Raw genomic sequence first — 25,511 nt, 5'->3', positions numbered from 1 at the left:
CTACTTAGCGGCTTTGGTCGTTGGCTTAGTCCCCGGAATTTCGATATCATAAATATCCGCTGCGTCATTGTTAGCTGGTTGTCCGTTCCCTAACATGTCGATCGCATAAAGTACCGCTCTCTTCATAGCAAAAGTTTCTTTGTATTCATATACTTTTTCCGGTTGAGATTGCGTTGCGTCATATTCTCCGTCAACAAAAGCGATTAGTTTGTCGGATGGAACATCGATAGATTGGATAAGACGGTCTTTTGAAATAAATGGTAAATTAGTAACAAATGTCCCGGAATCAGTTTGTACAGTAGCACGAGGAACAATATCATAGTAGTTTGTAGGATTTACAATAAAATAAACTTTGCCGTCTACTGTTCTGTACTCTTCCGTACCAGCATCAGTAGGGCTAATTTTATGTGTATACTTAGAAAGATTTTTCATCACTCCTGCAAATTCATCGATCATTGTTTTAGAATCTGCAAAAGTTAATTTGCCTATACTAGCCTTATCTGGGTATACGCCACCAGTAACGGCTCCATCTAAATCTTTTAACAAGCCAATCGGCTCATTATTGCCAGTCCCAGTAATAATTTTTTGCGCCCATACATCTTTTACTGCCTCGCCTAAACACAGGCGTACATAACGATTGATCCATCGAGCGCCTAATTGTAACGTGTCTTTTGATACTAAGAAAAAAGCAGTTAAAGCAAGTTGTGTTGCTTCTGTAACGCCGAATTCTGCATCTAATTGCCCCTCGATATCTTTATGCAATGGACCGAATACTGCTACGCCTTTTCGGCGAGAACGAATGGTTTTAGTCAATCCGACAGTCGGCGTAAAGTTAACTAATTTTAAAATAGGATGATCTTTCTGAATATCTTCAAAAATTCTCTCGAATACTGTTTGTGGCCAAGTTAAATCTTCATCAAAGCCCCCACGCTTCGATACCTCATTATAAAATTTTGTTTCGTCTGCAGTTAGCACGTTGATTCCTCTTGCTTGTAGCACTTGATTATCTGTTACATTTTTTAATTCCTCATACTCTGCTCTGACTTGTGATCCGGCGTCCTCTGCAATTGCTGTTACATATTCCTCTAATGCAGCATTAACTTCTTCGGGTGCTACATCATCTTTAGCAGAAATTTGATTGAATTTATTTTTTGCATCCGCAGTTTTGTTTGTAATTTTTAATGTCATATTTTTTATTCCCCTTTTCTCAATTTATTTAATAATGATTTCGATTTCTGCATATTCGGTTGCGCTTGGTGATTAGTTACTGGTTTAAAATCAACTAACGCCTGAGCAACGGTTTCTTTTACTAGAGCTGCAATATCAACATTATAATTATTCGTAGTAGATTGATCTTTTTTTATTTCGTCAGCAAATCCATATTTGAGCGCCTCATCAGCCGTAAACCATTTAGCGTCGTTAATCCAAGTTGTAATTTGCTCAGCAGATTGACCCGTTTTATCGATATAGATATTTAAAATTGATTCGTCTATTGTTTCCAGTGCATCGAGTGTCTTTTTGATTTCTGTTTTATTCCCCCATGCTAATGTCGCTGCTTCATGAATCATCAATGACGTACCAACATTCATTATTACTTTATCAGCTCCAGCTATTAAAAAAGTTGCTGCGCTCGCAGCTTGACCAGTGACCTCCACTGTAATGTTGCTCGGGTGATCTTTGAGATAGTTATACATTTCTACTCCTTGGAAAACATCGCCACCAGGAGAGTTAAGCTTAATGACTATATCATCGGTCACGCCATCCAAAGAATCACGAATCATCTTGGCATCTATCGACTTGTCATCAGACCAATATCTTTTTTGGATAGTTCCGCTTAATGTGACAACATGCTTTCCATCTTTTGCTTCGTTCTTAAATTCAAACAGCACTTTATTATTATTTTTCATTCCCTTTTTCACCCCCTTTCACCTCTTCATAGTTTTTGGTAACCAATCGCTTCTTACCTTCACCGTTCGGCAATTCGTCATATTCGAAAATTTCACGAACCTCATCAGTTAAGAACGTTCCACCAGAAACCAACTTGTCTGCTTGCGTAGCTAATTCAACTGGATCGCTAGGTAATACCCCGATAACCTTAAGCCTTTCGCCATTTATATATTCTTGTCTAGTGATTATCTTTGCTGTAAGTTCATCTTTTAATTTTTTTACCAAAGAATTGATGCATAACTTTTTAAAAGCTTTTAGATTAGAATCTAATTCTGATTTCTCACCATAAATAAGCGCCGTAGGAACTCCTATGGCGTTGGCTATATCATCAATTAACGAGACTTTCATTTTGTTTAATTCTTCAAGAGATTGATTTGAAACCCCTTGTTTATTGGTATACTCTTCATAATCAATCCCTTTTACTTTTGCAACAATAGCAACAGCTTTCGTGCTAAATGTTCGATACATCTTATCTACATACTCTTGTAATCTTTGACCTCTTGTTTTTCCGTTTTCATCTTTTTTGTCATTCAGCGTTCCTGTCGTCTCAATGCTGACCGAGCCTCTTATTTGATTGTTTCTCATTGATATTTCCAAGATTCTTCCAAAAAGTTCCGAGTAGTCCTTGAATAAACCGTTGGTAAATTTTTCTAATTCTTCGTTATTGTATTCTAGATAAATGACTTCCGACATTTTAAAGGTCTTTTTAAATGCATAATCTTTAACGACCACATTCTCAAAAGTGTCCTCATACACTGCATATTTATTTCTATTAAAATCCTCCGCAATTAAAAGCTGATTGTCATCTGTAAAAATCACAAGAACTTCATTGTCATCCATCAGCCTGTAAAATAAACTCTGCCAAAAAGTAGCGGCGGACATATCTTTATTGGGCCTCACATTCAAAATATAATTCCAATCAGATATATTTTTCTTGTTTTTGAATTTAATTTCTACCGTTGACATAGTCCTCGCTACAAAGTTAAGTACCGAATCTTTTGCCATTGTTTTCAAATAGCTTCTTTTAGCTGATTCGTCGTAAAAATCAATGTCCGGAATCCAGTCAACGGGTTGAGTATTTTTTATTGAATTGACAAAATAAGAAAATAGCCCCACACATTACACACCCTTTCCATTTAAAAATCTAGTTCGTCCAAAATATCGAACGAGCCATCTATATCAAAATCAGTTATATCCTCTCTCTTGTAAAGAGCTGCTAAAAAAGCGTGAAACCCATCAGTTTTCCTTCTGACAGGCTCCTTTTTCAAAAATGTTCGATTTCCGAGTGAATCCTCTTTAACAAACGTATTATTGGTATACCATCTCATCATTGGGTCATCTCCAAATATAAAACGTTCATTCGCGAATCCGTCCTCAATGATTGGCGCCACTTTAGCTTGAATACCTCTAGGGTTTCTAAGAAATTCAAAATTGTACCCTTCTTCTTCTAACAGCGGTTTTAATAAATCCATTCTAAAACCATCCGCAACTACGATTTCGATATGATGTATCTCTCGTTGTTTGTTTATCCATCTGACGATATGCCTTGGGTCAATAGATGGCTCGTCAACTATAGTTAACAAACCTTGCTGCTCCCACTCTTTTATAGGAGCTTTCAATTTAAACGCATCTAAGAATTGCTTCCTCACGAAAGAGTGTTGTTGCCAAACATATTCATCTCCCTCTTTCAGCAATTTACCAACACTAGCAAAGTCTCTAATACTTGCATAGTCAAAACCTATGACACAAGACTTACCCTCTGAGTCGCCAAATTCTCTTTTTGTTGCTAAAAGTTTTTCGTGAGTGGTTACATCTTTCTCACCATCACCTTCTGTAAAATTCATACGCTTAACTACAAATTCTGTTCGGCCACTCGGCTCAGATTCGAGTTTAAGAAATTCTTTTTCGACTGCTGTAAGCAACCGTTTAGCATACGGGGTACTTTCTTCAAACATCGGATTAGCTTTGGACCACATGTTTTTGTTGTTCATTTCATCTATCGTATCTAGCTTGCAAATGAAGGGGAACAATCTGTCATTAGGGCTTTTCCGCTCAAGGATATTATTTGATCGTTCAATGATTTTGTCATAAAAACCTTCACGATAATGTCCATTCGTTCCGTTGTAAAATGTTCTCGGGTTCTGTATTTTACCTAGTCCGCTTCTTTGGATATCGACAGGGTCGGAAGATTCGAATTGATGGATTTCATCAAACTCTAGAGTTCCGTCCCGTGCACTATCCATCGTTTTAGGATTGTTCGTCCGATAACTGAATACACTATTTGTCACATTATTAGTTATGGCCATTTTGGTGAGATAAAACTGTTTTTCTAACCCTTTTAGTTGTACTGTTTCGTAAACTTCCTTGAATGATACCTTACCTTGTTTTTCTGAGTTGGCAGTGATAGTTACATCGTAGTTATGGATGCCGTGTAAAGGGCTAATAAAAAAAGAGTCTCTAGCAGACATAAACCCATTCTTACCACCGCCACGAGCTATGGTTATTAAAAATTCATCAAAAAACACCTCGTTATCTTCCTTACGATAAAGAAAAATAAAAGGCGTTATAAATTTTTGATATTTCGCTAGCGGAAATAAGTTTTTTTCGCTAAATCTTACAAACTTATCTATTAATTCTATATTAAAATAAACATCATCACGCGGTAATATATCCTTTTTTAGGTAATCTACCAGTAAAATTCTTTCCTTGTTGAACGGAATAACGCCACGCTCATATAGATCGACATATTCTTCAAAAAATGGTGGCATCATAATAAATCACTACCATCTTTAGCCGCCCCAGCCGGGTCTCTTTTTTCTTCAGGCAACAAATCCGTCAACTGTTTAATCACCCTTTGATAGCTAACATCACGCGAATTATAAAGCTTTGCTACTGGGCGCTCTCGTTCATACGGGTCTTGTTTTTCTGACTGGGAAAAATGTTCATAATCTCCGTTTTCAGTAATATCTATCCACATTTCATTGAGTAAAACTCTTAGTCTCGCAGCTTGTATAATCAAACCTTCAACGGACTTCTTTTTATTTACTGGTATATCTTTAAATAAACGGTTTAACCTGTTCTTTTCTTTCTGGACTATTGCGTCTCGCTCTTCTAACTTGCTCATATAATTCACCTTCTTTCTATCTAGGGGAGGGGTTATGCGCGAAAACGTAAAATATCTATGGAGTTGACCCCATCCACCGGTTTCCCGTAAAAGAAAAAAACACCAAAAATATTCGGCGGGGGGCTATTTTTGTGAAACATTTTTGTGAAACGAAATTATTTATCTGTATCTAAATGTCTGTACCAAAGACTACGGTTTCTATTCCTGCATTCCCTAATTTGTAATACATATTAGCAATAGATGTCTTCGAACCGATCAAACCTTCATCTACAATTGCTTTTCTCACTCTCAATCTGTCGATTGTTCTAATATCGAATTGGTCAAACGTAAAGAGTCTGTGCTTCAGCTCGCTTGGATACAGTTCTTTCGCTCTGCTCGAATGAACTAAACAAACTAGATCAACATCCTCTTTCATTCGTTCAATCACTTCGGTAGTCTTGCCGCTTCCTCTTGGTTGATTGTGTATTTCAATCATATCTTTCACCACCATTCATCATCCCACTTCTTTTTCTTCTTGCTCGATCGATAGTTGAATCGCTTGTGCCTTTTGTTATGGCAGTCCTTGCACAATGTTCTAAGGTTGATCAACTCCAAAGCTAATTCTGGAAAGTCTTCTAACTCTTTGATGTGATCCACTTCTAGAATAACTGGATTACCGTGTTGATCAATGCTGTTTTGAGTAGTAACTTTGCCTTCTTCTTTACACCATTGACATTCGTAATGATCACGTTCTAAACATAGTTTCCTTAATCGTTTCCACGAAGAGGATGAATAGAACTTGGCGCGTGAAGCTTTTGTAGATGTATCAATTGTCACTGCATATAAGTCTCATTAGTTAAACTATTGTGATATACAGTCTTTTGTTCAAATGTGCGACCAATTAAGACTGATGCCACAAACATATTTGCACCACCGTCAATAGGGTTTGATGTCATATATTGATACGAACAAGAAACAACAGGAACCTCTTCACCATTAATAATTATTTCTGGAACTGCATTTTTGATTAGTGTAAATTTTATTTGATCTGATTGTTTCATAACTCAACGCCACCTTTCAGCTTTTCGTGATACATCCCTAGATAAATACGTTGGATGTCTAACACTTTATCAACTGGCGTAACCACACCTCCACTTGTCTCAGTCGGTGTATTAATATCTATGTGCAATTGATCTAGCATTAATTTATTGTGCGGTTGCTGAAGAACTGTTTGCATGACATAGAATAACAGCGCTGAAGTTTCTTCTACAGTAACTCCATATAAACCCAACACTTCTAAAAATGTAGTAGCAATGTTATCTACATTCTTCCCATCACGAAACTCTTTCATAATTCTTAAATGATCTTGTTCTGTATATTTTTTCTTTTTGTGATCTTGTGGTTGCTTCATAACCATTCTCCTCTCTTAAACTAAAACAACCGCCACGAATGACGGTTAATGTAATATAAAAAGCCACCGCGTGTGCGATGACTATGTAGGCGCAAAGCACCTGGATATTATTAATCAATTTTGAATAAACCATTTTTTGTAAGCAAATCTATAATCTCATCTCTAGATATCAATTCATTTCTGTATTTTTCTAATAACTTTAACAATTCGCTTGTTTCAATAATTAGTGAAGTATATTTGTTCTCCGCTAGTTCTATTTGTTTATGGTCAATCGGATCTCTTTCACTCAACGGTCTTTTTCTTTGATGATTTATTATTAGTAATTTATAGATACTTTCTTCAGGTATCTCAGGGTGTTCTTCGACAAAATTAGTATAGTGATTATCTAATTGAGATAAATTAGGGGTTTTAACATTACTAGTAACTCCTTTAATTTCTCCGATAAATGTCATATCGCCAATAGCAAATGAAATGTCTTCTATCTTTTTATCTTCAAATTTCGAAAGATCTATATCTAAAATTTCTTCAAATATCTCGAAAACTACTTCTACCAACGAATCTGATTGGGTATACAAAATTGATTTTAAGCGTTCATTTTTGCTCAATATTTCTTCAGCTATGGTTATTTTGCTCTTAAGTTCTTCTATTTGCTGCTCTTTAATTTGGATAGCATCCATTTGTAGTCTATCATCAAACATTTTGACCTCCTCCATCCATTCTGGTATTTCTTTATTATTTGTAGATACGAGATTAGCCTCAATCATAAAATTTTTCAACTCCATGAAATTGGTTATATTTAACGTTGTAACGTAAACATTTTGATATTTTATTGTAGTTGGCTTATTCCCAATAGTTGATTTCGTAACTATAGTCCAGCTTCCACCTACACTTTTATCGAATACAAAATCCGATGTAATTACTGTATCGCAAACTTTTGTGTTGGTCGTTCCAAAAACTAAATCAAAATCTCTATTAACTAAATTTGAAAAAGCAATTCTAAAATGTCTCATATAATCTTTTATATTAAACTCTGTTTTGAAGTTCTGAGGGATAGAAATTAGAACGTTTGAATTTGAACTGTATATCAACTTAGACAACGTCTTAAAATCCTTAACAAAATTAGAAAGAGGATCGCTTGAGAAATTAACCTTAGCTCTCCAAATTGATATATTATTTAAATCAATGAAATTGAAATTAAAATCATCAAAATCTTTAGGATTATCTAAGGAAGAACTTTCTATTTCAGTAGATTCAAAGCTTTGTCCATTTAATCCGATATATTGTATATTCATAATTCTCCACCTTTTTCTTTTTATATACAGAATACTATAAAAAGAAAACAAAAAGAAGCTCAGAAAAGCCACATCTGGAACTTCATAGATTGCATTTGATTTTTTATGTAAAACACCCACAGGCAAGAATGAAATAAACTCTATGAGGGAGAGTGTCACCATCCTTATAGTTTTTTAGTTGTTAGCCTGTGAGTGAGTGTTAAACCACCTACAACAATATCGACATTTTTTTAAATTAGTTGGTTTTAGTTGTGTAATTGTTTGCTGTAGGTGATTTAGGTACTTATTTCACCTTATCATTATATAATGGAAAGTGTGGCGTCGTGGTGAATGAATAGTGAATCAACTCATTTTTACTACATCAATTCCATATAATAAAATGGACAATTCTCCGATGGATTTTTTTATACTTTTGTTTATTGTAGTTCTGTCTAAGTCGTAGAAATCTGCAATAAACTGATCCGTTTTCTGTGGTTTCATAAGATACTTTTTATTCAAAATTTCATATCCTCTTGATTTTTCGCTATCACAGATAGATTTATAAGCGATTAACGCTCTATCTACATGGTTCATCAGCTTAGCCGTTTTTGCTTTATGCTCTAGCAATGTATTTAAATCAAAGCGCCAATCACTCCACAATGAGCCTAGTTCTTCATTGAGCTGTTCATTTACTATTTCACAGTGTTTTTTTAACATGTGATAATGGATCAATAACTCTCTTGTGTTGTGATAACTGTTATCTACTCTTTTTTTTCTTTCTTCTTCCCGATCTCGCCTAGCAAGAATATTAATTTCTTTCGCTAGTATTTTTAACTGTTCTTCTGATAATTCTGTAATTTGATTCAATCCGCTACCCCTCCTGTATTATTTAAATAGTCAATAAACGTTTATATATTGTATTTATTATCCTCAAATATAATTCCTTATTTCAGGAAATTCTTTTGATAGCCCGAAAAATAATTTAGGATAAGAGTACCGATATTTAATCATCATCTCTTTTGTTTGCGACACCCCAGAATACATTATCGTAAACTCATTCCTGATTAATTCTCTTGGTTGATATAACTGTTTGTCATAAACGCTTAAATATTCTAAATCCCTTGAGACAATGTACGCCCAAATATCCTCATTTTTCCAATTAGCTAAAGGATTACTAACAAGGTTCCCGTTTTTCAATCGATAATTATACCCACGTAGCGCTATGTTTATTTCTCTTCCTTTGCTCTCTGACTTTGTAACTCCCATAAAACGGTGTGGTAAATTTTCATTTTTACCAAAGGATAACGCCACTTTTTTAAAATCTTCGTTTGCCTTGCTGGCTAGAAAACGTTCTTCTTTTGTAAACGGGTCAACAAAGAAATAACCTGCTTCTTTCCATGCGTCATACTCTCCGAAACACTGATGTATCTGTATATCTACCCCGTATTTACCTGACGCTTTTATTGACAAATCTATATTCTCCTGAGGATCTTCGTATTTTGAGGCGACTGCATGGAACGCTGTTTTTGACCAGCTGTGATGTGACAACAAATCGATAAGCACTGTACTATCTTTCCCGCTAGAATAAGATAAATAAAAATATTGAGAAACGTTTAATGCTTCTTCTATGATGTTATGCGTTTTAGAAACTAAATTATTAAATCTTTTACTTTTGGAGATTAGTAAATATTTTTCGATTTCATCTTCATTCATTTATGATCACCTTTGGTACGTAGCACGTTCTTTGATTTTTAACTTTCCAACTAGGAGGACGGATAGCTATATCTTCAATCCTATAGCCTTCTGTATCAAAGTCGTATTCTTTATCTATCGGTAATGGTCTCATGATTCCATATTTTGAACTATAGGTTGTCCAGTCTGCATCAAAAGATTCAACGACCCACTCTTTCACTTTTCCCCATCCAGCGGTCGGCTTTTTCCCGATGGCTGGCATATATGATAATAAATCTTTTATTTTGTCTATTGTACCTATACAAAAAAACTCTGGATTGCTAATCGTTCTTATGACTTGAGGTGTGCGATACGCTCTTTCGAGACCTACACTCGTTTTTATCTTGCCTTTATCGGCACTTAGATACGATGCGTGTTTATCCCATCTAGGGCGCTTGTTCCAGTATTCTATTTTTTGGTTGTATTGTTCGTAAAAACCTAAACTGGCTGCATATCTGTTAGATTCTAAATCCAAAGGAGACTTCAACAGAGGTAGTCCGAAATGCTTAGGTTTTCCTGTTTTTTCTCCAGTTAAAACTTTAGGATCGTACTTTAAAAACCAAGCGTGATATAATATCGCGTCAAAATATAATAATCCGTCAGTAGAGTTTATTCGCCCATCTAATAATTTAGCAGTGATCTTTAATGGTTCTGTAGCCATATTACACCTCCAATAATTTTATGAATTCCTCTTTGTTCTCAACAAGATAATTATCATAAATAGATTGCAAATGCTCATCATATGATTCTTTAGCTTGTATTGCAGTTTCTTGCAAGTGTAACAATTGGCTCTCAATGCTTATAAACGGCTCTCCGTCAATAGTCATTATTAGATCTACCAATCCAAATCCTTTGGCAGCCATCCCTCCTAAATGAGGGCTTTTTGCCCACTCATGAATAGATGACACCAAAGCTCCTAATTCTAATTCTGTTCCTGTCATTTCCAATTGGTGCCATAGTTGTGTACCAGGAATCAAATATTCCGCTGTATATCTCATTTGTGTTGCTGGTTCATCTTTCTTCTTGGATTTTGATTCTAATAAATTTACGTCATTTATAATATAATCGTCACCCAAACGATCTTTGCCGTCATCTTTACGGCTAAAATTAGCTTCTCCAGTTAGTTGTCTCCAAGATAACTCTTGCGCACTATAGTCAATAGATTCAATATTAGAAGGAATTATATTAACCGTTTCTTTGCATACTGGATAAGCAAAGGTTTGGTTGAATTTACCGCTTAATATCTGATTTCCTACACCTCCGCCAAAAATTGAAATGAAAGGAAATGTATTGCGTAATCGCTTTGCTTGCTCGATATCAACCACTTGATTACCGCTAATGCTTCCGCCAGTAAACAATAAATGGAATGTTTTTTTCGGGACTTTAACACCTAATTTTTCTAATAGATATTTAGCACCCGAATCTCGCCATGCACCTCTAAGAGCATTGCCGCTATAAGCGAAAACATCATCGACTTTATTGCCATTTCTAACACTAATAGTATTTAAAAATGTTTCCGTGCTTTCGCTTTCTCCTATGTGTGATAACGGAGCCTTCAATGTATAAATTGACTCGATTTTATAAGTTTTTTCCATGTTTGCTCACCTCCTGGTTATTATTAATAAATTCAATTATTGGTTGTTCTCTTTCTAACCTGTCTCTAACAAGTAATATAATCCTCTGCGTTTGGGTGTATATAAAGCTCACTACTTCTTCTTGATAATCGCTATCAGACTCAATTATTTCTATCATAAAATCTCTTTCTTTTTCATTTGTTTGGGATAAAATAGATCCATCTTCTAAAATTGTTGCAGTTTTTTTTAAGATTCCTGTAGATGTCCATTTAGGGTTAATCGTACTACAAGACATTTTTCTTTTAAATTTATCTAAAAAAGTTCCAAAGTCATTTGCTCGTTTTGCGGATGTTCTGGCGAATCGCTCGATTTGTCCCCACATTTCATATCCGCTAGGTCCTCTTTTGACATCTCTACTTTTGTATACTGCATAGACGATGAGTGCTCCTGTTGCTGCTTTGTCGTTATTGGTTTCAAATCCAAATAGCATTCTGATTCCTCCAGTTTCATTTTTTTAGCTACAAATACGCTCAATTTTAATAATCTCAAATCTGACAATTGTTTATAAAGGTCTTCTATTTTCGTCATAGCGCTTATTCCATAAATTTTTATCTTATCAAAGCGTATTTTCTTCTGTTCGATCTCTACTTTAGTAAACCCAATCCCTCTTAACGCCTCTATAATTTCTAAATATTTTTTCAATGTGGCGCTATTAACTGGTATAGCATCCTCCTCTAAGTTGATTAAACATTGGACGGGCGAATAAGATATTTTACTCTTTATAGCAAGGTGCTTTTTTTGACTAACAGCTATCGCCATCACAAATGGTTGCCTAGGCAAATTCAGTAGCTTATCTCTACAATCCCCTCTGTTCAAAATTTCTAAAGTATCGCTAGCACAAAAACTGTATCTAGATAACGTCATCCGTCCGACATCCGGATTTAACATCATTGTAAAAGCACATGACTCACATACGATTTCCCCTGTCGGTTCTTTGTGGATGCTCCAATCTGTATAGTTCGCTGAAAAAAACTTTTTACTAGGTATGCCTGCCGTTGTAGCTGACCCGCATATGGGACATACGCCATTCTTTTTTGTAAAAAATTTGTGAGATTGAGGATCTAAAAATTCACACTCAACTATCTTTTTATTCCCTTTTTCATCTGATGTCTCATACAGTATAGGTTTTTTTGTGTTTATCCACGCTTTATAAATTAGTTCAGTCTGCCTCATTTTGTTTCCTTTCTATTATTTTTAAAATAATATCAGCTACTAAAATACCATTCTTTGTCATTTCGCTGCTTTTCGTTATCAATTTATACTTATTAAGAATAGATAATTGTCTCCTGCTAACTAAAATCAAATTATCTATTTCAAAATTTTGCTTATTCATATCGGCAAAAACGATAACATAATTTTCAGGTATTTTACCATGAACTTCTTCCCAAATTATTCGTTGTTTTGACCTCCATTTGCCATATCTATCTTTAACTCTAGTATAACCGTCTGTGCTGACATGTTCTTCACAATGGTTCTCTGAGCATAACTGGTTTGTCTTCATTTTGGTTCATACCTTCACTAAAATATTTTCTAGCTTTCAGCACTGTATTAGCGTTGTCAATTATATTCTTAGCAACACCAGTGACCGCTTCCGCTCTTTTTATTTCTGTTTCCAGATGCTCTCCCTTTAACTCTTCATCGCTAAGTCTTTCTAATTGAGCAAATAAGTGGTTATTGAGATCGGATAGTGTATTCTTAGTCATTCTTTTCCCTCCTGTATTATTTACTTATTTTAGCCAATAAATCCTTAATATTAGTGGCCGTATCTTTACATCCTTTCGTATACCAATAACGAGGACTTCCTTCGTTCTGTTTAGATTGAAGATCTTCATAAAAATTTTCTATATCTTCCATAGTTTTATCTGTGCTTTCTATTATCATATCTGTTGTTTTATCGACTAACTTTCTTGATAAAAGAACATTAGCTAGCACGCTCACAACGAATGATACGAATACTACTGCCATTTTTCCCCTCTCTTTCCGACTAGTCCGCCAAACGCCTGCAGCCCGCTCATGGTGCCGTTGCGTTTAGTCATTGGCAACAAATCCTGTTAAAAACACATTGCCTTTTCTACGTTGTATTTTGTCGTACGATCCAATAAGCTTGCCGTCAATAATTAGACTCTTTGACTTATCTGTGTATGCGCACTTGTAGTAGAGGACGGATAACGTCGCACCTTGGCACTCATGCCCTTTACGCATTGCTTTACTAACTGCTTGCTTAGTCACTCCTAAAAATTCTGCTACTTGCTGTTGGTTATCAAATACCTTTACATCGGCATTTTTAACTACTTTTATTTGATTGGACATCAGCTATCACCTCGTTCAAGGTGATATTCAATAGCTTGCTTAATAAACACCCAATCGCTTTTTTTAATGGAAAAATCATGTTGAACATCGTTGTTGGTGGTGGCGGTTGATATTCTTATACGTTGCCTTTTATCCTCCATATCCATAAAGATACGCATTTCGCATTGTCCGCCACTTCCGCTATCAAAATCCTCTACATACCGAAATTCGTCGATATAGATTCCTGTTTTATCCATCAGCTATCACCTGCTTTCATAATTCTCTCAACCGACTTATCAAAGTATTCTTTTTCCTTTTCCATGCAGAGGAATTGGCGATTGGTATTAATCGCAGCTACTGCAGTAGTTCCTGAACCACTACATCCATCAAATACCACGTCCCCCTCATTTGTGTATGTCTTAATAAGGTACTCAAATAGAGCTACTGGCTTTTGCGTCGGGTGCAATGAGCTCTTTTGTTTATCCGTTGCAAATGTCAATACACTACGTGGGTAACGATCAGTACTGTCATAATCAGATAAGCCATAATCATTATAATTTGTGGATTTATTACAGTTACGTTTGTGGTACGCTGTGGCAACTTTACGTTTATTTCCTGTTGTTTTTTGTGGGTTATATGTTGGTAATCTTTTATAAAAGACTAATATATTTTCGTGAGCTCTCATCGGCATCTTTTTAGCGTTAAGGTGTCCAGTTGCTGCTGTCTTTTGCCAGATAAGCTCATACCTAAATAACTTAGAGTTGCTCATAATTAGCTGACTGGTAAAAGGTTGGCAACCTGTTAACACAATAGCTCCATTATCTTTGATGATCCGCTCATACTGTTGCCAAAGTTGATCTAGTGGAATTATGCTATCCCAATGATTGCGGGTCATTTGATACGGCAAATCGCATAAAATCATATCAATGCTTTTATCTGGTATCTGCTGCATACCTACAAGGCAGTCCATATTGTATATTTTATTTAGTTCACACATCAGCTATCACCATCCAATCTAACAGCAATATCCGCAATCACAGGAACCGTAACAGAGTTACCTGCCTGTTTGTATAGTTGACTATCACTGTTTACTTCTTTTGCCTTATTAAACGCCCAATCAGGAAATCCTTGTAATCTCCAACACTCACGAGGTGTTAGTTTGCGGATTCTCATTTTTTCGCTTAACAAATTATTTTCATGCCAAGAATTAGCTGAGAGTGTCGGCGCTATTTCATGCGTTCCGCCTTCGTTATACCCTCTAGGCTTTTGAATTATCGCTACCCCGTGCCTATCTTGAGCAGTCAGAGTAAACATTTCTTCCCCATCATCTTTAAGTCGTCTTCCATTTTGTCTCTTTTCTACTCGATCAGGAGTTAGAATGGGTATTGCTATTTTTGCTCCTTCACCTTTGTTTGTTGTTATTGTAGGTGCTAAACCATTACTAGAATAGACTTCTCCATTCATTCCTTTTCCGCTCGGATTGACATTCCCTATGACTGCGATTTTAGGCTCTCTGTTTCCGCCTTGCATAGTATCCAAACAAGGTGCGATACCAGACGTATCATAGAAACGATTTACGCTGTCATACTTCATCAAGTCTCGTGTTTTCTTAGAATCATTAACTGCTATTATATAGTTTTGAGCAGTTGTTCCACCTTCTCTTTCGAAAGGAAATACTTTTCTGGTACCTGATCCTCTAAGATGTCCGATAATGAAAACTCGCTCCCTGTTCTGTGGGACGTAGTCTTTTGAGTTAAACAAATTCCATTCCACATCATACCCGAGTTCATCCAAGGCTCTGAGGATTGTCTCGAACGTAGCCCCTCCTTCGTGGTTGAGGAGTCCTTTGACATTCTCAAGGAATAAATAGCTTGGTCTGAGAATAGATGCGAACCTTGCAATTTCAAAGAAGAGAGTTCCTCGAGTATCGTTGAAACCTTGTCTTTTTCCTGCAATGCTGAAAGCTTGGCACGGAAATCCTCCACAGATAACGTCGACACGTCCGATTCCTCGAACAAACTCGTCTGAAACTGTTGTGATGTCATGCATTTCCACCTCTCCTGTTGTATCGTGTATTGCTTTGTAACTAGTACGAGCGAATTTATCAATCTCACAGAATCCGACACATTCATGTCCTGCTGATTCCATGCCTAATCGAAATCCGCCGATGCCAGCGAATAAATCTAAAAATTTCATATAATCACAAAGGAGTAAAAAGCTTTTTGCGTCCGGACAAATCTCCTACTCCTTTCTTGGGTTAAATTGCTAATGTTGAAAATTTATAATAAATCCGTGCCTTGACCTCAAACTCTTTGCTACACCTTGGACAAGACATATTAAAAATTGCCTCATCCTCTAAGTGGCCATCGTTGTATAACCCAGCGTCGTATCCCTCGTCACTATCGAAATAATGACCACAATTAGGACATTTAATATCATTCCTAAATTCAAAGTGTTCGCTCATCCCTACTCATTCCTTTCTATCGAAACTACTTTTATAGCTCTAAAACCTATATGCTGTTTATGCTTTGCCACACTTATTGCAATCCTTTCGGCATCAATTTTACCTCTTGCTTTTACTTTAAAAGTTGCGGTGTAGTTATAGGGTTGCCCAAAAGCTAAGGTTACTAAATATTTCTTTTTTCTTTGCCTTATCACTAGTAATAAGCTTTCGGATAACATCCAAAACAGAAACGCCAACATGCACCCATAAGTAAATTGATTTATAGTCATTCCCCTACCTCCTGTAGTTCTTCGGCAGTTTGAATTAGTTTACCTTCTTTCGTTTTTGACAATTCAATGTCATAACTGCTTTCGATGATAAATTTATAAGAATCATAGATATCCACTTTATCCCCCACACGAAACTCATCCAACTTACGCCCTTTACTGGCAAAGTGTTCCGCACGTTTAAACGTTGCTATCTGTTCGGCGGTGGCTGGTTTAGGTTTTCGTAACCCTTTGTAAGTCCAAACTATGTTCCTGTGGAAAAGACCTGTAGATAATTCAAATGAATTGACTAAGCGATTCGTTTCCCCTCTATCCGCTAAAATATGATAGATAAAATCTTCATCTGCTACATACTCCCCGACCGCAAACGTTTGTTGGTGGTCTGTCATAATTTGCGACCAAGGCGTAGGGTTGTTGTTATTATTTTTAATATTTAAATCTGGTTGGTGATCTTTTTTTGATGCCATCTGAAATAGTTCCTCTAGCTTTTTAATCTCATCATCAATATTGACAAAGTTTGATCCTGATTCTTTTAACGAAATTAGATAGCTGCCATGCTTATATAGCTCATGTTTGAGTGTCTTCTCTGTCATTGTGATTCCTCCAAATCTGTACCGTCATGCTCTTCTAACTCAAAAAGTCCATCAGGCTTTTCATAGTATCCGAATGCCTTTTCCAGTTTTGCTAAAATGACTTGATCTCCTTTGTCTGATTCGTCAATCCAAGGCAAATTCAATTTGCTGTACTCTTCCTTTTTTTCTTCATATATTTTTTGGCATTGTTCTTCATCTCCAACCGCTTCTATGCCAAGATCATTAGTCCAAACCATCCACATTTATTCTTCCTCCTCCACTGGTACAGCCTCACCACCTACGATTCTTGCGATATTATCTGCTCCATCTTTTGTAGGTATTTTGTGAGCGTAATTGGTCCACTCCAGACTATCTGTTGTCGCAAGTTTAGCTACAAAACTATCCTCCCAGTCGACAAATACTAAATTTCCAACTTTGACATAATACAACGGCTCTTTTTCCACGGTGTAGCCGTCTTTCATGCTGATAAGTAATTCTTGATTATCTTCATTATCTAGCCATTCATCAACATCGCTCGTATAACAAACATATTCCATTTCTAATTCGTGTAGTGATTTCCGAACTATTTTAACGTGTGACCACCCTTTTTTTATTAGCGCCTCATACCACTTAGCTACAAACTCAGGCACCACAACCTTCTCCTGTTGGATTAGAAGTAATTGTTTGAGTTGTTCGAGGTCTCCAATAATTTTAATGCACGTTCTGATAACCCCTCTCGAATAGCCTTTTGAGTATAGGTGGCTCTCATCTTCCTTTTCAGCTCGTTCTTTCCTCGCCGTATATTTCTCTATCAATTCCTCAATTCCCATGTGTTGTGTCCTCCTTGATCTCTCCTTGAACTTTTGCTATGAGTAACAATAAGATATAATCACTAGGTAACGTTCGTAAATTTTGAATATACATTCCTACTTTGAATTCTGCAAAAGATTCTTTTATGCAATTATTCTCTACGAATTCACAATAATCTTGATAAGTTTTTTCTAGCATTGATTCAGTATCCATCTACTCCACCTCGTTAATTAATTGCCTTGCTAACGAAACATTCCTAATTTCATTTATTCTCACCAAGTAATCCCCTAGCTCCTCACCAGCCTTTTGTCTTGCTTCTGTCATCGTTTCAGCATAAACAACTAATGTGCAACCTTTTTTAAATTTATTTGTATATCTAATACTGTATTCATCCATCTACTCCACCTCGTTTAGTAATTCTGGGTTTGAATATTCATCACCAATAACATAAATTTTCAGATTATCATTTCCTAATGCTTCCGAAAGTACATTTGAATCAAAATGCCAGTCTTTATAATACTTACAGTCAATGTCAAAAGCTGGATAGCCTTGATCTCCAAAGTATTCCACAACTCCAATAAAATAATCGCTGTCGCTATTGACAATTTTGACAACGGACTTTTGCCAAATTTCGATAGGTTCTTCAGAATTATCTTTCAGTCCTGTATATTGCATGAGGATGATGTCATTTAAAAATGTCCATCCATAACTAACTAGCTTAATAACATTTTTTTTTAAATCGATTATTTCAACTTCATAAACCTTTTTAGAATCTTTATCCCACGCTCTAAACTTCGGTTTATTCATTTGGTTCAGTCCTTTCAACATTCTCAAATCGCATTCCAGTTTTCGGATGCGCTGTTTTTTTGTTAATATATGTGGCTAACGTATTTTTACGAATGTCATATTTTTCGGCTGCTTCTTTTCGTGTTTTAAAGGTCTCAATTCTTCCATCTGAATGAATAACGTTAACAGGTTTAGACCTTTTATTATTCCTTGTCCTACCATCTTCATCATTCATTGTTTTAGCAATCTTATCCACCATGATCTCTGCTTTTGGATCACCTAAATCCATCTTGATTAGGTACTTCCTCAAAAGTTGCTGCCTCACTTTCCGTTCGTTCATTTTTGTTCACCTCTCAAAACGGCAGATCGTCATCAGAAATGTCGATTGTTTGCCCTGTGCCACCGAATGGGTCGCCAGTATTAAATCCATGCTCTGACATTCCATCAATTGGTGATTGGCTATTATTTTGCGATTTAAGCGTGTTGTTTTGATTCTGCGAATAATTGTCCTCGAAGTTAGTTGGAACTCCTGTATCATTCTGCTGTTGCGAATTATCATCACTTTTACGACTTTCTAACAGTTGGAAATTTTCGCATACAACTTCGGTTACATAAATACGTTGTCCTTGTTGGTTTTCATAATTTCTAGTTTGAATACGTCCAGTTACACCTAGCAATGTGCCTTTTTTAGCATAGTTAGCCATTGTTTCGGCTGGTTTACGCCAAATTACACAGTTGATAAAGTCTGCTTCTCGATTTCCATTCGCATTCGTAAAGTTACGGTTAACAGCTAGGGTAAAGGTTGCGACAGCTGAACCACTGCTTGTATATCTGAGGTCAGGGTCTTTTGTTAGTCTTCCAACTAGTACAATATTGTTAATCATTTAAGTTCCTCCTGTGATCACTTTAAAATTAGATAATCTTTCTTCTTTCAACGCTTGTTCAATTTCTGACTTACTCCACGGTTTTATTAGCTCTGCGTTATATTCAACAATCAGTTCCACATGTTCGTAATACATTTTCTTTATTCCAATGATACGCATTACTAAATCTTCTTTTTTGCCTTGGTTACCAATAAACTCCCCAGCTTCGCAAATTTCCGGAAACATTTCTTTAGCTACGTTGTGGCGTCCCTCGAAAGTAAAGTATCTTTCGTAAAGTTCAAATTCGTCTGAACTTCCTACTTTTTGACAAACTGCTGTCATTTCTACTTTTGGGTCTTTATATGCTCTTGCTTTAAGTGATCCAATCTCAATGATTACGAATTTATCATTTTCATACATAAAGGATTCGCCAACAGATATTGATTGATTAAATCCGTGTCTCCTGAGAGTAAAGACCTTAAGCATCTATATTTCCTCCAAATATTTTCTTAATCCGTGAAGCCCTTTGCCACGCTTCTTGGTTTTACGCTCAATCCAAGTGCCTGTAGTTCCCCAGTAGTCAATAATTCCTTTATTTGTCTCGATTGCAAATTGATGGTTGCTCTCATAATACGTGTATGAATAACCTAATTTCTCAATATTTCTATTTGCTGCAGTTCCCATTCTTTCAACATGTTTTTCTCTATGTTCTTTTAGTATCGGCTTTACATCACGCCAGTATTCGCCCATCATTCTTGTATAAGACACCTTCTAGGGCATCTGTCACCGCTTTAAAATAATTATCAATATCAGGTTTCTTATCCACGTACAACGTTTCATTTGCCAACTCCTGAGCCATTTTCTTTTTGGTTAACAAATACTTAGGCGGATAAACGTAAAACGTTATGGACACACCAATCGCTCCTGATTCGATTAATTTTGGCTTAGCGGCCATCACATGATACTTAACCGATCGCTTGTATGCCGTCATAGCACTATCTTCGTAGGCTCGTTTGCTAAAACTGTTAAACCTCGGCCTAGCCTGTGGCTTAGGTGCTACGGGTATTGTGATCATCATATTTTTACGCAAACCTTAATTTGATATACGCAATCAAAACTTTGTACTCTTTACCATATTGACTACCACCATGAGTTTGCTCTACAGCGTTCTCAAACTCTGATAGATCACCGCTAAAACAACCTCTAGTTAAAAACAGTCCGCCATCTTTGCTACGTGTTACCGTCAAAGTTCCGTTTTCCGATCCAATATTACTAATCCAAATAATCTCAGTGCGTTTAGCAACCCTTGCATCGCCGTAGACCCTTGCATCGCCGTAGACCCTTGCATCGCCGTAGACCCTTGCATTGCCGTAGACCCTTGCATCGCCGGAGACCCTTGCATCGCCGTAGACCCTTGCATCGCCGGAGACCCTTGCATCGCCGGAGACCCATGCATTGCCGGAGACCCTTGCATTGCCGTAGACCCTTGCATCGCCGGAGACCTTTGCATCGCCGTAGACCCATGCATCGCCGTCTTGATTTAGGTTTTCTTCTTTTTCTACAAATCCTCCTTTTTCGCCTTCAGCAACATCGCTAAAACTTACTAACGCCTTAATTCTGTATAACGTTCTTCCCAATCCAGTTATTGTTTCATCTGTCAATTCATATTTTTTAGTCATTTTAAATTCCTCCATTCATTTTTTACTCGCTTCCCACGCTGCAATTTGAGCGTCTAGTGCTGCTTGTTCCTCTGGTGATAACTTAGCTTCTGGCGTTGGATTGTCTACCCAATTTGGCATAGTCTCTTGTCTGACTGGTTGGCGTTGGTAAGTACCTTGCTGTCTCGGTTTGCTATTTAGTTGGTTAAGATAACTCTCAAACTTAGTGCCAAACAAAGTTTCGGGTCTAAGAAATTTCTGCATGTCTGCATCGTCGAGCCATTCTTGAGTCTTTTTATCCACTACGGTATAAAAGTCTTGCTCAGAGAACCCCTCCGCTAGGCGTGCTTTAATCTTTTGCTGTGTTGCTTTTGTTTGGTATCGATAGCTTGTTTTGGCTTTTAGGTTTAGGTAGTCAATAACTTTTTTATAAATTGATGGTTCATTCGGTACATCGTCGGAGCCATCCGACAATATATCTTTATTAACCTTACCTAACCTATCCTTACCTAACCTAACCTGTGTATCCATTTGGTATACCGCTTGGTTGTCATCTGGTATACCAAGCGGTTCAAGTGCTTCTATGCCTTCGTTTTTGAACGTATATGATTTGTTATCTTTGTCTGTTAACTCTGCTTTTTCATCCTGGTACAGAGTTGGCTTGTAACGATCGTTTCTGATATAGTTATGGATTTTCCAATGTTTAATCACTATGACTCCGCTGTCGAAAACTAAGATGAATCGTTTAGCCATTAATAGCTTTAAATCATCATCACCGCATCCGACCATTCGTTGTATTTTTTTAGGATTGTTTATAAATCCGTCATCATCTGCTCGCATAGATAGATGAAAATAAAGCGACTGTGAAGATAATGGCATATCTAAAAACGCATCACTATCTATAATAGTTTTGGCAAACATCCTTCTTTCTGCCACTTGTCACCCTCCTATCCTTAATTTCTTAATTGTTTCGTTATTTAATTTGATACCTTTAACATGATATTTAGCTTTAAACGCTGTTAACCCAATTGTGTGTTTCTCCATATGGTGACCATGACACAAACCAGCAAAAGTGTATTCAGTATGATCCACTTTTTTTCTGCTTCTACGCCCTAGCGCTTTGCCAAAGTGGTCAATCTCGGCTCCTGTTTTACCGCAGATACAGCACACTCTTTTTGTGATACATTTGTAAAAATAATACTCTTGGTTAGCTGGTAGAATCTCATAGCCTTTTTTAAACGGAATGTTATTTTCAAATATGAAATCTAGGATGATATCAGCTAGCAAATTAGCATCGTTTACTGTAGATTTCGAATCATCAGCAAGGCTTATATTCCGTCCGCTAATGCCTTCGAACAAAAAGTAGAAGTATTCCTTCAAGTCTTCTGTTGATTGCCCGTAGTAGAGAAAAATATCACCTATAAGCGCATAAATGAAATTACGCTGTTGAACTGTGAACCGCCGAGGGTCGATAAAACGAATTTCAACGATCCTGTCGCCTTCATAACCCTCGTACATGGTTCTTAGTCGATCGATGTTCACTACTTCGTTAATCTCTGCTTTTATCTGATTATCTTTGAAGAAATGTAGGACTGCGGAGTAGGTATCAAGAAAATGTCTTAACATTTAAATCACTTCTCTTTAGCTTTTTCTGTTTTATCAATCGGCGGCTTTTTGTCATCGAATAATTTCGTTTGCTCTTCATCCTCCTGGTCAGATAATGCTTCTACATTTTCGGGTTCATGAATAACAACAGATTCCAATACTTTTGCCATTCTCTCAAGAACATTTGCTTTAAATTTTTTAAGCGGTAAATTATTTAATTGAGCGTGAATCTCATTAAATTTCTTTTCATGCTCTTCTGACTTACCAGCAAGTTCTGTAACCTGTGTGATTAGTTCATCACGCTGCTTTTCTAAATCAATACCTTTATCCGACCAATCGAAAATCTTGTGACCAATTTCTTTATTGATTTTAAAAGGCTGACAGAACATATTCGAATTGTCTTTGGTCGCTTCTGCTGTGTGATCTTGGTCGATCCTCATAGATATAGCGAATTCATATTCTAAACTGTCTTTTTGATCGGGCTTAAGCCCCATTTTTACAATTTGATTTTTTCCAGCATCATTTTTTTCCATATCATAGGCTTGCTTACTTCTTGCTGTTCCTATTACATAAACAGAGTTACTTGTGACTAATTTTAGGAATTGTTTTTCTATCGGCTTAACCTTATTCCATGCCAACATTTGATTTTTTGAATTTCCTCGCTGTAAATTTTCTACTTGTTCTAGTATGCCGCCTTCACCACTCCAGGCATGCGTTAGCGAATCTACGATGACGACCTCTACACCAGAATCTTTCATCATGTTAAAAGCCTTAATGTAATTTTCTACTGTATAAGGTGGCTCAAAATCCAAATGAAGGAACTCTCCAATGTAAACGTCTGCGACAGTAGCCTCAGCATAAAGCAGTGACCGTTTATGCTCTGTATCAATAACTCCTATTTTTTCCCATTGTTCATCATCTGAAAGATCCGGAAACATTTTTTCGATAATTCCTTTTGCTATGAGTAATGCCGAAATTGTTTTGCCACTTCCGCTAGCCCCAGTTAGCATAATTGGAACTTTTAGTTTTTCACGCTTTGCTTTTTTTACTTCCATTATTTTCCACTCCCTAACTAATCAGTTCTTCTGATGACACAAACCCTGATAATTGTTTATGCCCACGACAATAATCACATTTACCGCACATTCGTGGTTTCTCTTCACCGTTTTTAACTGCAGAAACACGTTCTATGTTTTCTTTCACATTGTTTAAAGCTACTATTAGTAGTTCGGCTCTAATTTCAATAGCTTCTATATCACAAGGAGTTTGTTTACTAACTGCGATAATATATGGAGTAAATTCTTTATTATATTTCTGTTCTAATAAGTCTTTGTAAATCGCCATTTGCTCGTAATAACCGTAAGCTTCTACAAACGGAGTCCATACTCTACGAGATTCAGACCAGATTTTTTTGTGGATATCTGCTGTTGTTTTGATATCAACGAAATAGCCTTGCTCTATATTTAAACAATCGATTTTGCCTTTCCAATCTTCTCCGTGCAATGTTCCTGTTATTATGACTTCTTTTTCCCCTTGATAGAGTCCATCGAAAAAGACGTCTTTTCTTAATCTTTGGACCATTTCTTCTGCACCAATAAAAGCAGCTCTTAATTTACCTTGTTTAGTTAGCATTTCTTTCTCGTGATCTTTCTTAAATTTCTCGTGTGCCTCGTCACTCTCAAATGCAGAATGGACATAGTTACCAACTAAAAATGCTTCAGTATTCTCTTTAGGAATTTCTCCAGTTAGTTCAGCAAATGCTTTGGCTTCGCAAGAAATAAAACTTTTATACTGCGACGCTGATAGAAACTCCCATTGTTTATCGTAATAATTTTCTTCAGTCAATGTAGTCATCTGATTCCTCCTGATATTCTTCGCTATAAAATTCTTCGGGCGGAGTAGTCAACCAATAATCCAATGCTTCTTGTTGTTCTGGCGTCATTGTCAAAATCCACCTTTCCGTGGTATACTTTTGATAAGTTTAATTTCGTTAGTGACTGACAGGACTGCCATCCTATCGGTCTTTTTTTATTCTTCATCAAGTTTCATCTGCCTAATAATTGTTAGTGTTGCCGTTGATGGTTGCCAATTATTAATAAAATCAACTACTTTTTCAAAGTCCTTCTCTTTGATTCTGTTTCTCGCTACCGCTCCTGTTATCTTCTTTATGCTTCCGTTTAAATCCGTGAATAACTCTTTCTTGTGTTTATTGTTTAAGCGTTGTTCTTCGCTGATAACAGCGATTTTTCGTCGTACCATTTTTGAGATAGTTGAATAATCTGGCTCGTTTAAAAGTTGGTTCTCTTTGATGTCGTTCAAATCATTCTCAATCGCATCTACTCGCTCCGCTGTTTCCTCCTGAAAATCAAACATAAGCTTTAATTGCGCTCTTGGTGATTGTGGCAACTGCTCTTGTTGTTTGATGTGGTTTTCCATTGTTGTAAATACCTCGATATACCTAGCGGTAAACAGAACACCTTTTTCACCAGATAATTTGTTTGCGATCATATCACACCCTTTTTTTGACACTTGGAAACAACGTCTAAGTTGACTGTTATCGTCAAAATACTCTGACTGGATGAAATATTCGCCCACCTTATTTTTAAGGGCGGCATCTTTTCTTAAATATTTGATATAGCTATTAATTTTTTGAAGCAAATTATCATGTCTCATACCTACCATTTTTGCAACTTCACGACTGTCTAATGTTTGCTCTAAAACTTCCATACTTATTCCCCTTTCTTAAAAGTAAAAATTTGTTCAATCGGAACTCCGAAAACGTCAGCTATGTCGTGAGCAAGTAACAATGATGGATTGTATCTATTTCTTTCTAGCTGAATGATCGTTTGTCTAGATTTCCCCACCTTGTCAGCTAACTGCTGTTGCGTCATGCGATGAATTGCTCTGTAAACATGGACAGAACTCTCAAATCTTGATTCTTTCTTTGTTTCTTTGATTTCTTCTAGCATTTTAAATTCCTCCTAATTAATATTTTTACGCCGTCTCTTAGTTGCCCATGAGATGTGCTGCGGAAACTCAAAGACTTTATTGACCACATACACTACGATCACAAGCAGTCCTGCCCAAATGGATAACCATGA

The 25,511-nt window shown here is 36.5% G+C and carries 41 protein-coding genes and 1 pseudogene; all 42 read right to left on the bottom strand.

Features of this window, described 5'->3' with window-relative positions:
• Positions 1–1,188: a phage major capsid protein gene (locus AC4BBR_RS06865; RefSeq protein ID WP_490461798.1), complete on the bottom strand. Its 1,188-nt coding sequence runs from the start codon at positions 1,186–1,188 to the stop codon at positions 1–3.
• A gap of 5 nt (positions 1,189–1,193) precedes the next feature.
• Positions 1,194–1,907, bottom strand: a complete 714-nt coding sequence (locus AC4BBR_RS06860) for a head maturation protease, ClpP-related (RefSeq protein WP_490462081.1) — start codon at positions 1,905–1,907, stop codon at positions 1,194–1,196.
• Positions 1,897–3,063 carry a phage portal protein gene (locus tag AC4BBR_RS06855; protein ID WP_490461797.1) on the bottom strand — a complete coding sequence of 389 codons (1,167 nt, stop codon included), beginning with the start codon at positions 3,061–3,063 and terminating at the stop codon, positions 1,897–1,899. The genes AC4BBR_RS06860 and AC4BBR_RS06855 overlap by 11 nt, the downstream gene beginning before the upstream one ends.
• A 20-nt stretch (positions 3,064–3,083) precedes the next feature.
• A complete protein-coding gene (locus tag AC4BBR_RS06850; protein WP_490462080.1) occupies positions 3,084–4,721 on the bottom strand; it encodes a terminase large subunit domain-containing protein in 1,638 nt (545 codons plus the stop codon).
• The gene (locus AC4BBR_RS06845) at positions 4,715–5,071 is read right to left on the bottom strand and encodes a hypothetical protein (RefSeq protein WP_490461796.1); all 357 of its coding nucleotides are present in this window, start codon (positions 5,069–5,071) and stop codon (positions 4,715–4,717) included. The genes AC4BBR_RS06850 and AC4BBR_RS06845 overlap by 7 nt, the downstream gene beginning before the upstream one ends.
• 169 nt (positions 5,072–5,240) lie before the next feature.
• Positions 5,241–5,546: a hypothetical protein gene (locus tag AC4BBR_RS06840; protein WP_490461795.1), complete on the bottom strand. Its 306-nt coding sequence runs from the start codon at positions 5,544–5,546 to the stop codon at positions 5,241–5,243.
• Between the two features lie 5 nt (positions 5,547–5,551).
• On the bottom strand, positions 5,552–5,887 hold the full coding sequence (locus tag AC4BBR_RS06835; protein WP_490461794.1) for an HNH endonuclease: 336 nt from the start codon (positions 5,885–5,887) through the stop codon (positions 5,552–5,554).
• The gene (locus tag AC4BBR_RS06830) at positions 5,884–6,111 is read right to left on the bottom strand and encodes a hypothetical protein (RefSeq protein ID WP_490461793.1); all 228 of its coding nucleotides are present in this window, start codon (positions 6,109–6,111) and stop codon (positions 5,884–5,886) included. Before AC4BBR_RS06830 ends, AC4BBR_RS06835 begins: the two co-directional genes overlap by 4 nt.
• A complete protein-coding gene (locus AC4BBR_RS06825; protein WP_490461792.1) occupies positions 6,108–6,461 on the bottom strand; it encodes a hypothetical protein in 354 nt (117 codons plus the stop codon). The genes AC4BBR_RS06830 and AC4BBR_RS06825 overlap by 4 nt, the downstream gene beginning before the upstream one ends.
• Positions 6,462–6,571: 110 nt before the next feature.
• A complete protein-coding gene (locus tag AC4BBR_RS06820; RefSeq protein ID WP_490461791.1) occupies positions 6,572–7,753 on the bottom strand; it encodes a hypothetical protein in 1,182 nt (393 codons plus the stop codon).
• Between the two features lie 342 nt (positions 7,754–8,095).
• Entirely contained in the window at positions 8,096–8,599 is a 504-nt protein-coding gene (locus AC4BBR_RS06815; RefSeq protein WP_490461790.1) for a hypothetical protein, read from the bottom strand.
• A 63-nt stretch (positions 8,600–8,662) separates the two neighbouring features.
• On the bottom strand, positions 8,663–9,445 hold the full coding sequence (locus AC4BBR_RS06810; protein WP_490461789.1) for a phosphoadenosine phosphosulfate reductase domain-containing protein: 783 nt from the start codon (positions 9,443–9,445) through the stop codon (positions 8,663–8,665).
• Positions 9,438–10,124 carry a hypothetical protein gene (locus AC4BBR_RS06805; RefSeq protein ID WP_490461788.1) on the bottom strand — a complete coding sequence of 229 codons (687 nt, stop codon included), beginning with the start codon at positions 10,122–10,124 and terminating at the stop codon, positions 9,438–9,440. Before AC4BBR_RS06805 ends, AC4BBR_RS06810 begins: the two co-directional genes overlap by 8 nt.
• 1 nt (position 10,125) lies before the next feature.
• Positions 10,126–11,058 carry a hypothetical protein gene (locus tag AC4BBR_RS06800; RefSeq protein WP_490461787.1) on the bottom strand — a complete coding sequence of 311 codons (933 nt, stop codon included), beginning with the start codon at positions 11,056–11,058 and terminating at the stop codon, positions 10,126–10,128.
• Entirely contained in the window at positions 11,042–11,527 is a 486-nt protein-coding gene (locus AC4BBR_RS06795) for a hypothetical protein (RefSeq protein WP_490462146.1), read from the bottom strand. Before AC4BBR_RS06795 ends, AC4BBR_RS06800 begins: the two co-directional genes overlap by 17 nt.
• A gap of 179 nt (positions 11,528–11,706) precedes the next feature.
• Positions 11,707–12,270 (bottom strand): annotated as a pseudogene (locus AC4BBR_RS06790) (hypothetical protein); the annotation flags it as partial.
• The gene (locus AC4BBR_RS06785) at positions 12,257–12,598 is read right to left on the bottom strand and encodes an HNH endonuclease signature motif containing protein (RefSeq protein WP_490461786.1); all 342 of its coding nucleotides are present in this window, start codon (positions 12,596–12,598) and stop codon (positions 12,257–12,259) included. The pseudogene AC4BBR_RS06790 and the gene AC4BBR_RS06785, both read right to left, overlap by 14 nt.
• Positions 12,561–12,800 (bottom strand): hypothetical protein, encoded by a 240-nt coding sequence (locus tag AC4BBR_RS06780; RefSeq protein ID WP_490461785.1) that lies wholly within the window; start codon positions 12,798–12,800, stop codon positions 12,561–12,563. Before AC4BBR_RS06780 ends, AC4BBR_RS06785 begins: the two co-directional genes overlap by 38 nt.
• Positions 12,801–12,816: 16 nt before the next feature.
• Positions 12,817–13,062: a hypothetical protein gene (locus AC4BBR_RS06775; RefSeq protein ID WP_490461784.1), complete on the bottom strand. Its 246-nt coding sequence runs from the start codon at positions 13,060–13,062 to the stop codon at positions 12,817–12,819.
• A 63-nt stretch (positions 13,063–13,125) separates the two neighbouring features.
• Positions 13,126–13,407 (bottom strand): hypothetical protein, encoded by a 282-nt coding sequence (locus AC4BBR_RS06770; RefSeq protein WP_490461783.1) that lies wholly within the window; start codon positions 13,405–13,407, stop codon positions 13,126–13,128.
• Positions 13,407–13,643 (bottom strand): hypothetical protein, encoded by a 237-nt coding sequence (locus AC4BBR_RS06765; RefSeq protein ID WP_490461782.1) that lies wholly within the window; start codon positions 13,641–13,643, stop codon positions 13,407–13,409. The genes AC4BBR_RS06770 and AC4BBR_RS06765 overlap by 1 nt, the downstream gene beginning before the upstream one ends.
• Positions 13,643–14,383 (bottom strand): DNA-methyltransferase, encoded by a 741-nt coding sequence (locus tag AC4BBR_RS06760; RefSeq protein ID WP_490461781.1) that lies wholly within the window; start codon positions 14,381–14,383, stop codon positions 13,643–13,645. Before AC4BBR_RS06760 ends, AC4BBR_RS06765 begins: the two co-directional genes overlap by 1 nt.
• Positions 14,383–15,582, bottom strand: a complete 1,200-nt coding sequence (locus tag AC4BBR_RS06755) for a DNA cytosine methyltransferase (protein ID WP_490461780.1) — start codon at positions 15,580–15,582, stop codon at positions 14,383–14,385. The genes AC4BBR_RS06760 and AC4BBR_RS06755 overlap by 1 nt, the downstream gene beginning before the upstream one ends.
• A gap of 270 nt (positions 15,583–15,852) precedes the next feature.
• Positions 15,853–16,119: a hypothetical protein gene (locus tag AC4BBR_RS06750; RefSeq protein ID WP_490461779.1), complete on the bottom strand. Its 267-nt coding sequence runs from the start codon at positions 16,117–16,119 to the stop codon at positions 15,853–15,855.
• The gene (locus AC4BBR_RS06745; RefSeq protein ID WP_490461778.1) at positions 16,116–16,709 is read right to left on the bottom strand and encodes a hypothetical protein; all 594 of its coding nucleotides are present in this window, start codon (positions 16,707–16,709) and stop codon (positions 16,116–16,118) included. Before AC4BBR_RS06745 ends, AC4BBR_RS06750 begins: the two co-directional genes overlap by 4 nt.
• The gene (locus tag AC4BBR_RS06740) at positions 16,706–16,951 is read right to left on the bottom strand and encodes a hypothetical protein (protein ID WP_490461777.1); all 246 of its coding nucleotides are present in this window, start codon (positions 16,949–16,951) and stop codon (positions 16,706–16,708) included. The genes AC4BBR_RS06745 and AC4BBR_RS06740 overlap by 4 nt, the downstream gene beginning before the upstream one ends.
• Positions 16,952–17,518: a DUF1642 domain-containing protein gene (locus tag AC4BBR_RS06735; protein ID WP_490461776.1), complete on the bottom strand. Its 567-nt coding sequence runs from the start codon at positions 17,516–17,518 to the stop codon at positions 16,952–16,954. It abuts the gene before it with no gap.
• On the bottom strand, positions 17,508–17,711 hold the full coding sequence (locus tag AC4BBR_RS06730) for a hypothetical protein (RefSeq protein ID WP_490461775.1): 204 nt from the start codon (positions 17,709–17,711) through the stop codon (positions 17,508–17,510). The genes AC4BBR_RS06735 and AC4BBR_RS06730 overlap by 11 nt, the downstream gene beginning before the upstream one ends.
• Positions 17,712–17,894: a hypothetical protein gene (locus tag AC4BBR_RS06725; RefSeq protein WP_490461774.1), complete on the bottom strand. Its 183-nt coding sequence runs from the start codon at positions 17,892–17,894 to the stop codon at positions 17,712–17,714. It lies immediately after the preceding gene.
• Positions 17,895–18,305, bottom strand: coding sequence for a YopX family protein (locus AC4BBR_RS06720; RefSeq protein ID WP_490461773.1), 411 nt, complete (start codon positions 18,303–18,305; stop codon positions 17,895–17,897).
• The gene (locus AC4BBR_RS06715) at positions 18,298–18,624 is read right to left on the bottom strand and encodes a hypothetical protein (RefSeq protein ID WP_490461772.1); all 327 of its coding nucleotides are present in this window, start codon (positions 18,622–18,624) and stop codon (positions 18,298–18,300) included. The genes AC4BBR_RS06720 and AC4BBR_RS06715 overlap by 8 nt, the downstream gene beginning before the upstream one ends.
• A gap of 13 nt (positions 18,625–18,637) precedes the next feature.
• Positions 18,638–19,168 (bottom strand): single-stranded DNA-binding protein, encoded by a 531-nt coding sequence (ssb, locus tag AC4BBR_RS06710; RefSeq protein WP_490461771.1) that lies wholly within the window; start codon positions 19,166–19,168, stop codon positions 18,638–18,640.
• The gene (locus tag AC4BBR_RS06705) at positions 19,169–19,633 is read right to left on the bottom strand and encodes a hypothetical protein (RefSeq protein WP_490461770.1); all 465 of its coding nucleotides are present in this window, start codon (positions 19,631–19,633) and stop codon (positions 19,169–19,171) included.
• Positions 19,634–19,915: a hypothetical protein gene (locus AC4BBR_RS06700; protein ID WP_490461769.1), complete on the bottom strand. Its 282-nt coding sequence runs from the start codon at positions 19,913–19,915 to the stop codon at positions 19,634–19,636.
• Positions 19,878–20,222 (bottom strand): RusA family crossover junction endodeoxyribonuclease, encoded by a 345-nt coding sequence (locus tag AC4BBR_RS06695; protein WP_490462079.1) that lies wholly within the window; start codon positions 20,220–20,222, stop codon positions 19,878–19,880. The genes AC4BBR_RS06700 and AC4BBR_RS06695 overlap by 38 nt, the downstream gene beginning before the upstream one ends.
• A 7-nt stretch (positions 20,223–20,229) precedes the next feature.
• Entirely contained in the window at positions 20,230–20,826 is a 597-nt protein-coding gene (locus AC4BBR_RS06690) for a polymer-forming cytoskeletal protein (protein WP_490461768.1), read from the bottom strand.
• A gap of 15 nt (positions 20,827–20,841) precedes the next feature.
• Entirely contained in the window at positions 20,842–21,741 is a 900-nt protein-coding gene (locus AC4BBR_RS06685; RefSeq protein ID WP_490461767.1) for a conserved phage C-terminal domain-containing protein, read from the bottom strand.
• Between the two features lie 3 nt (positions 21,742–21,744).
• Entirely contained in the window at positions 21,745–22,431 is a 687-nt protein-coding gene (locus tag AC4BBR_RS06680; protein ID WP_490461766.1) for a putative HNHc nuclease, read from the bottom strand.
• Positions 22,432–22,436: 5 nt separating this feature from the next.
• Entirely contained in the window at positions 22,437–23,465 is a 1,029-nt protein-coding gene (locus tag AC4BBR_RS06675) for an AAA family ATPase (RefSeq protein ID WP_490461765.1), read from the bottom strand.
• A 13-nt stretch (positions 23,466–23,478) separates the two neighbouring features.
• On the bottom strand, positions 23,479–24,264 hold the full coding sequence (locus AC4BBR_RS06670) for a PD-(D/E)XK nuclease-like domain-containing protein (protein ID WP_490461764.1): 786 nt from the start codon (positions 24,262–24,264) through the stop codon (positions 23,479–23,481).
• Between the two features lie 174 nt (positions 24,265–24,438).
• Positions 24,439–25,137: a Rha family transcriptional regulator gene (locus tag AC4BBR_RS06665; RefSeq protein WP_490461763.1), complete on the bottom strand. Its 699-nt coding sequence runs from the start codon at positions 25,135–25,137 to the stop codon at positions 24,439–24,441.
• Between the two features lie 2 nt (positions 25,138–25,139).
• Positions 25,140–25,379, bottom strand: coding sequence for a helix-turn-helix transcriptional regulator (locus AC4BBR_RS06660; RefSeq protein WP_490461762.1), 240 nt, complete (start codon positions 25,377–25,379; stop codon positions 25,140–25,142).
• Positions 25,380–25,511: the final 132 nt, after the last annotated feature.

Source organism: Enterococcus sp. AMC1251 (genome assembly GCF_058216535.1).
The sequence above is the reverse complement of the archived record's forward strand: the minus strand, read 5'-3'. Positions and strand labels throughout refer to the sequence as shown.

Excerpts from the sequence above, each read along its gene's own strand:
- AC4BBR_RS06670 (WP_490461764.1), bottom strand. The coding sequence starts at position 24,264 with ATGACTACATTGACTGAAGAAAATTATTACGATAAACAATGGGAGTTT.
- AC4BBR_RS06680 (WP_490461766.1), bottom strand. The coding sequence starts at position 22,431 with ATGTTAAGACATTTTCTTGATACCTACTCCGCAGTCCTACATTTCTTC.
- ssb (WP_490461771.1), bottom strand. The coding sequence starts at position 19,168 with ATGATTAACAATATTGTACTAGTTGGAAGACTAACAAAAGACCCTGAC.
- AC4BBR_RS06760 (WP_490461781.1), bottom strand. The coding sequence starts at position 14,383 with ATGTGTGAACTAAATAAAATATACAATATGGACTGCCTTGTAGGTATG.
- AC4BBR_RS06795 (WP_490462146.1), bottom strand. The coding sequence starts at position 11,527 with ATGCTATTTGGATTTGAAACCAATAACGACAAAGCAGCAACAGGAGCA.
- AC4BBR_RS06720 (WP_490461773.1), bottom strand. The coding sequence starts at position 18,305 with ATGAATAAACCGAAGTTTAGAGCGTGGGATAAAGATTCTAAAAAGGTT.
- AC4BBR_RS06845 (WP_490461796.1), bottom strand. The coding sequence starts at position 5,071 with ATGAGCAAGTTAGAAGAGCGAGACGCAATAGTCCAGAAAGAAAAGAAC.
- AC4BBR_RS06830 (WP_490461793.1), bottom strand. The coding sequence starts at position 6,111 with ATGAAACAATCAGATCAAATAAAATTTACACTAATCAAAAATGCAGTT.
- AC4BBR_RS06690 (WP_490461768.1), bottom strand. The coding sequence starts at position 20,826 with ATGACTAAAAAATATGAATTGACAGATGAAACAATAACTGGATTGGGA.
- AC4BBR_RS06745 (WP_490461778.1), bottom strand. The coding sequence starts at position 16,709 with ATGACAGAGAAGACACTCAAACATGAGCTATATAAGCATGGCAGCTAT.
- AC4BBR_RS06765 (WP_490461782.1), bottom strand. The coding sequence starts at position 13,643 with ATGGATAAAACAGGAATCTATATCGACGAATTTCGGTATGTAGAGGAT.
- AC4BBR_RS06770 (WP_490461783.1), bottom strand. The coding sequence starts at position 13,407 with ATGTCCAATCAAATAAAAGTAGTTAAAAATGCCGATGTAAAGGTATTT.
- AC4BBR_RS06705 (WP_490461770.1), bottom strand. The coding sequence starts at position 19,633 with ATGCTTAAGGTCTTTACTCTCAGGAGACACGGATTTAATCAATCAATA.
- AC4BBR_RS06775 (WP_490461784.1), bottom strand. The coding sequence starts at position 13,062 with ATGGCAGTAGTATTCGTATCATTCGTTGTGAGCGTGCTAGCTAATGTT.
- AC4BBR_RS06665 (WP_490461763.1), bottom strand. The coding sequence starts at position 25,137 with ATGGAAGTTTTAGAGCAAACATTAGACAGTCGTGAAGTTGCAAAAATG.
- AC4BBR_RS06860 (WP_490462081.1), bottom strand. The coding sequence starts at position 1,907 with ATGAAAAATAATAATAAAGTGCTGTTTGAATTTAAGAACGAAGCAAAA.
- AC4BBR_RS06695 (WP_490462079.1), bottom strand. The coding sequence starts at position 20,222 with ATGATCACAATACCCGTAGCACCTAAGCCACAGGCTAGGCCGAGGTTT.
- AC4BBR_RS06810 (WP_490461789.1), bottom strand. The coding sequence starts at position 9,445 with ATGAATGAAGATGAAATCGAAAAATATTTACTAATCTCCAAAAGTAAA.
- AC4BBR_RS06785 (WP_490461786.1), bottom strand. The coding sequence starts at position 12,598 with ATGAAGACAAACCAGTTATGCTCAGAGAACCATTGTGAAGAACATGTC.
- AC4BBR_RS06825 (WP_490461792.1), bottom strand. The coding sequence starts at position 6,461 with ATGAAGCAACCACAAGATCACAAAAAGAAAAAATATACAGAACAAGAT.
- AC4BBR_RS06730 (WP_490461775.1), bottom strand. The coding sequence starts at position 17,711 with ATGGATACTGAATCAATGCTAGAAAAAACTTATCAAGATTATTGTGAA.
- AC4BBR_RS06675 (WP_490461765.1), bottom strand. The coding sequence starts at position 23,465 with ATGGAAGTAAAAAAAGCAAAGCGTGAAAAACTAAAAGTTCCAATTATG.
- AC4BBR_RS06805 (WP_490461788.1), bottom strand. The coding sequence starts at position 10,124 with ATGGCTACAGAACCATTAAAGATCACTGCTAAATTATTAGATGGGCGA.
- AC4BBR_RS06660 (WP_490461762.1), bottom strand. The coding sequence starts at position 25,379 with ATGCTAGAAGAAATCAAAGAAACAAAGAAAGAATCAAGATTTGAGAGT.
- AC4BBR_RS06800 (WP_490461787.1), bottom strand. The coding sequence starts at position 11,058 with ATGGAAAAAACTTATAAAATCGAGTCAATTTATACATTGAAGGCTCCG.
- AC4BBR_RS06735 (WP_490461776.1), bottom strand. The coding sequence starts at position 17,518 with ATGGGAATTGAGGAATTGATAGAGAAATATACGGCGAGGAAAGAACGA.
- AC4BBR_RS06755 (WP_490461780.1), bottom strand. The coding sequence starts at position 15,582 with ATGAAATTTTTAGATTTATTCGCTGGCATCGGCGGATTTCGATTAGGC.
- AC4BBR_RS06820 (WP_490461791.1), bottom strand. The coding sequence starts at position 7,753 with ATGAATATACAATATATCGGATTAAATGGACAAAGCTTTGAATCTACT.
- AC4BBR_RS06750 (WP_490461779.1), bottom strand. The coding sequence starts at position 16,119 with ATGACTATAAATCAATTTACTTATGGGTGCATGTTGGCGTTTCTGTTT.
- AC4BBR_RS06780 (WP_490461785.1), bottom strand. The coding sequence starts at position 12,800 with ATGACTAAGAATACACTATCCGATCTCAATAACCACTTATTTGCTCAA.
- AC4BBR_RS06725 (WP_490461774.1), bottom strand. The coding sequence starts at position 17,894 with ATGGATGAATACAGTATTAGATATACAAATAAATTTAAAAAAGGTTGC.
- AC4BBR_RS06840 (WP_490461795.1), bottom strand. The coding sequence starts at position 5,546 with ATGATTGAAATACACAATCAACCAAGAGGAAGCGGCAAGACTACCGAA.
- AC4BBR_RS06865 (WP_490461798.1), bottom strand. The coding sequence starts at position 1,188 with ATGACATTAAAAATTACAAACAAAACTGCGGATGCAAAAAATAAATTC.
- AC4BBR_RS06715 (WP_490461772.1), bottom strand. The coding sequence starts at position 18,624 with ATGAACGAACGGAAAGTGAGGCAGCAACTTTTGAGGAAGTACCTAATC.
- AC4BBR_RS06740 (WP_490461777.1), bottom strand. The coding sequence starts at position 16,951 with ATGTGGATGGTTTGGACTAATGATCTTGGCATAGAAGCGGTTGGAGAT.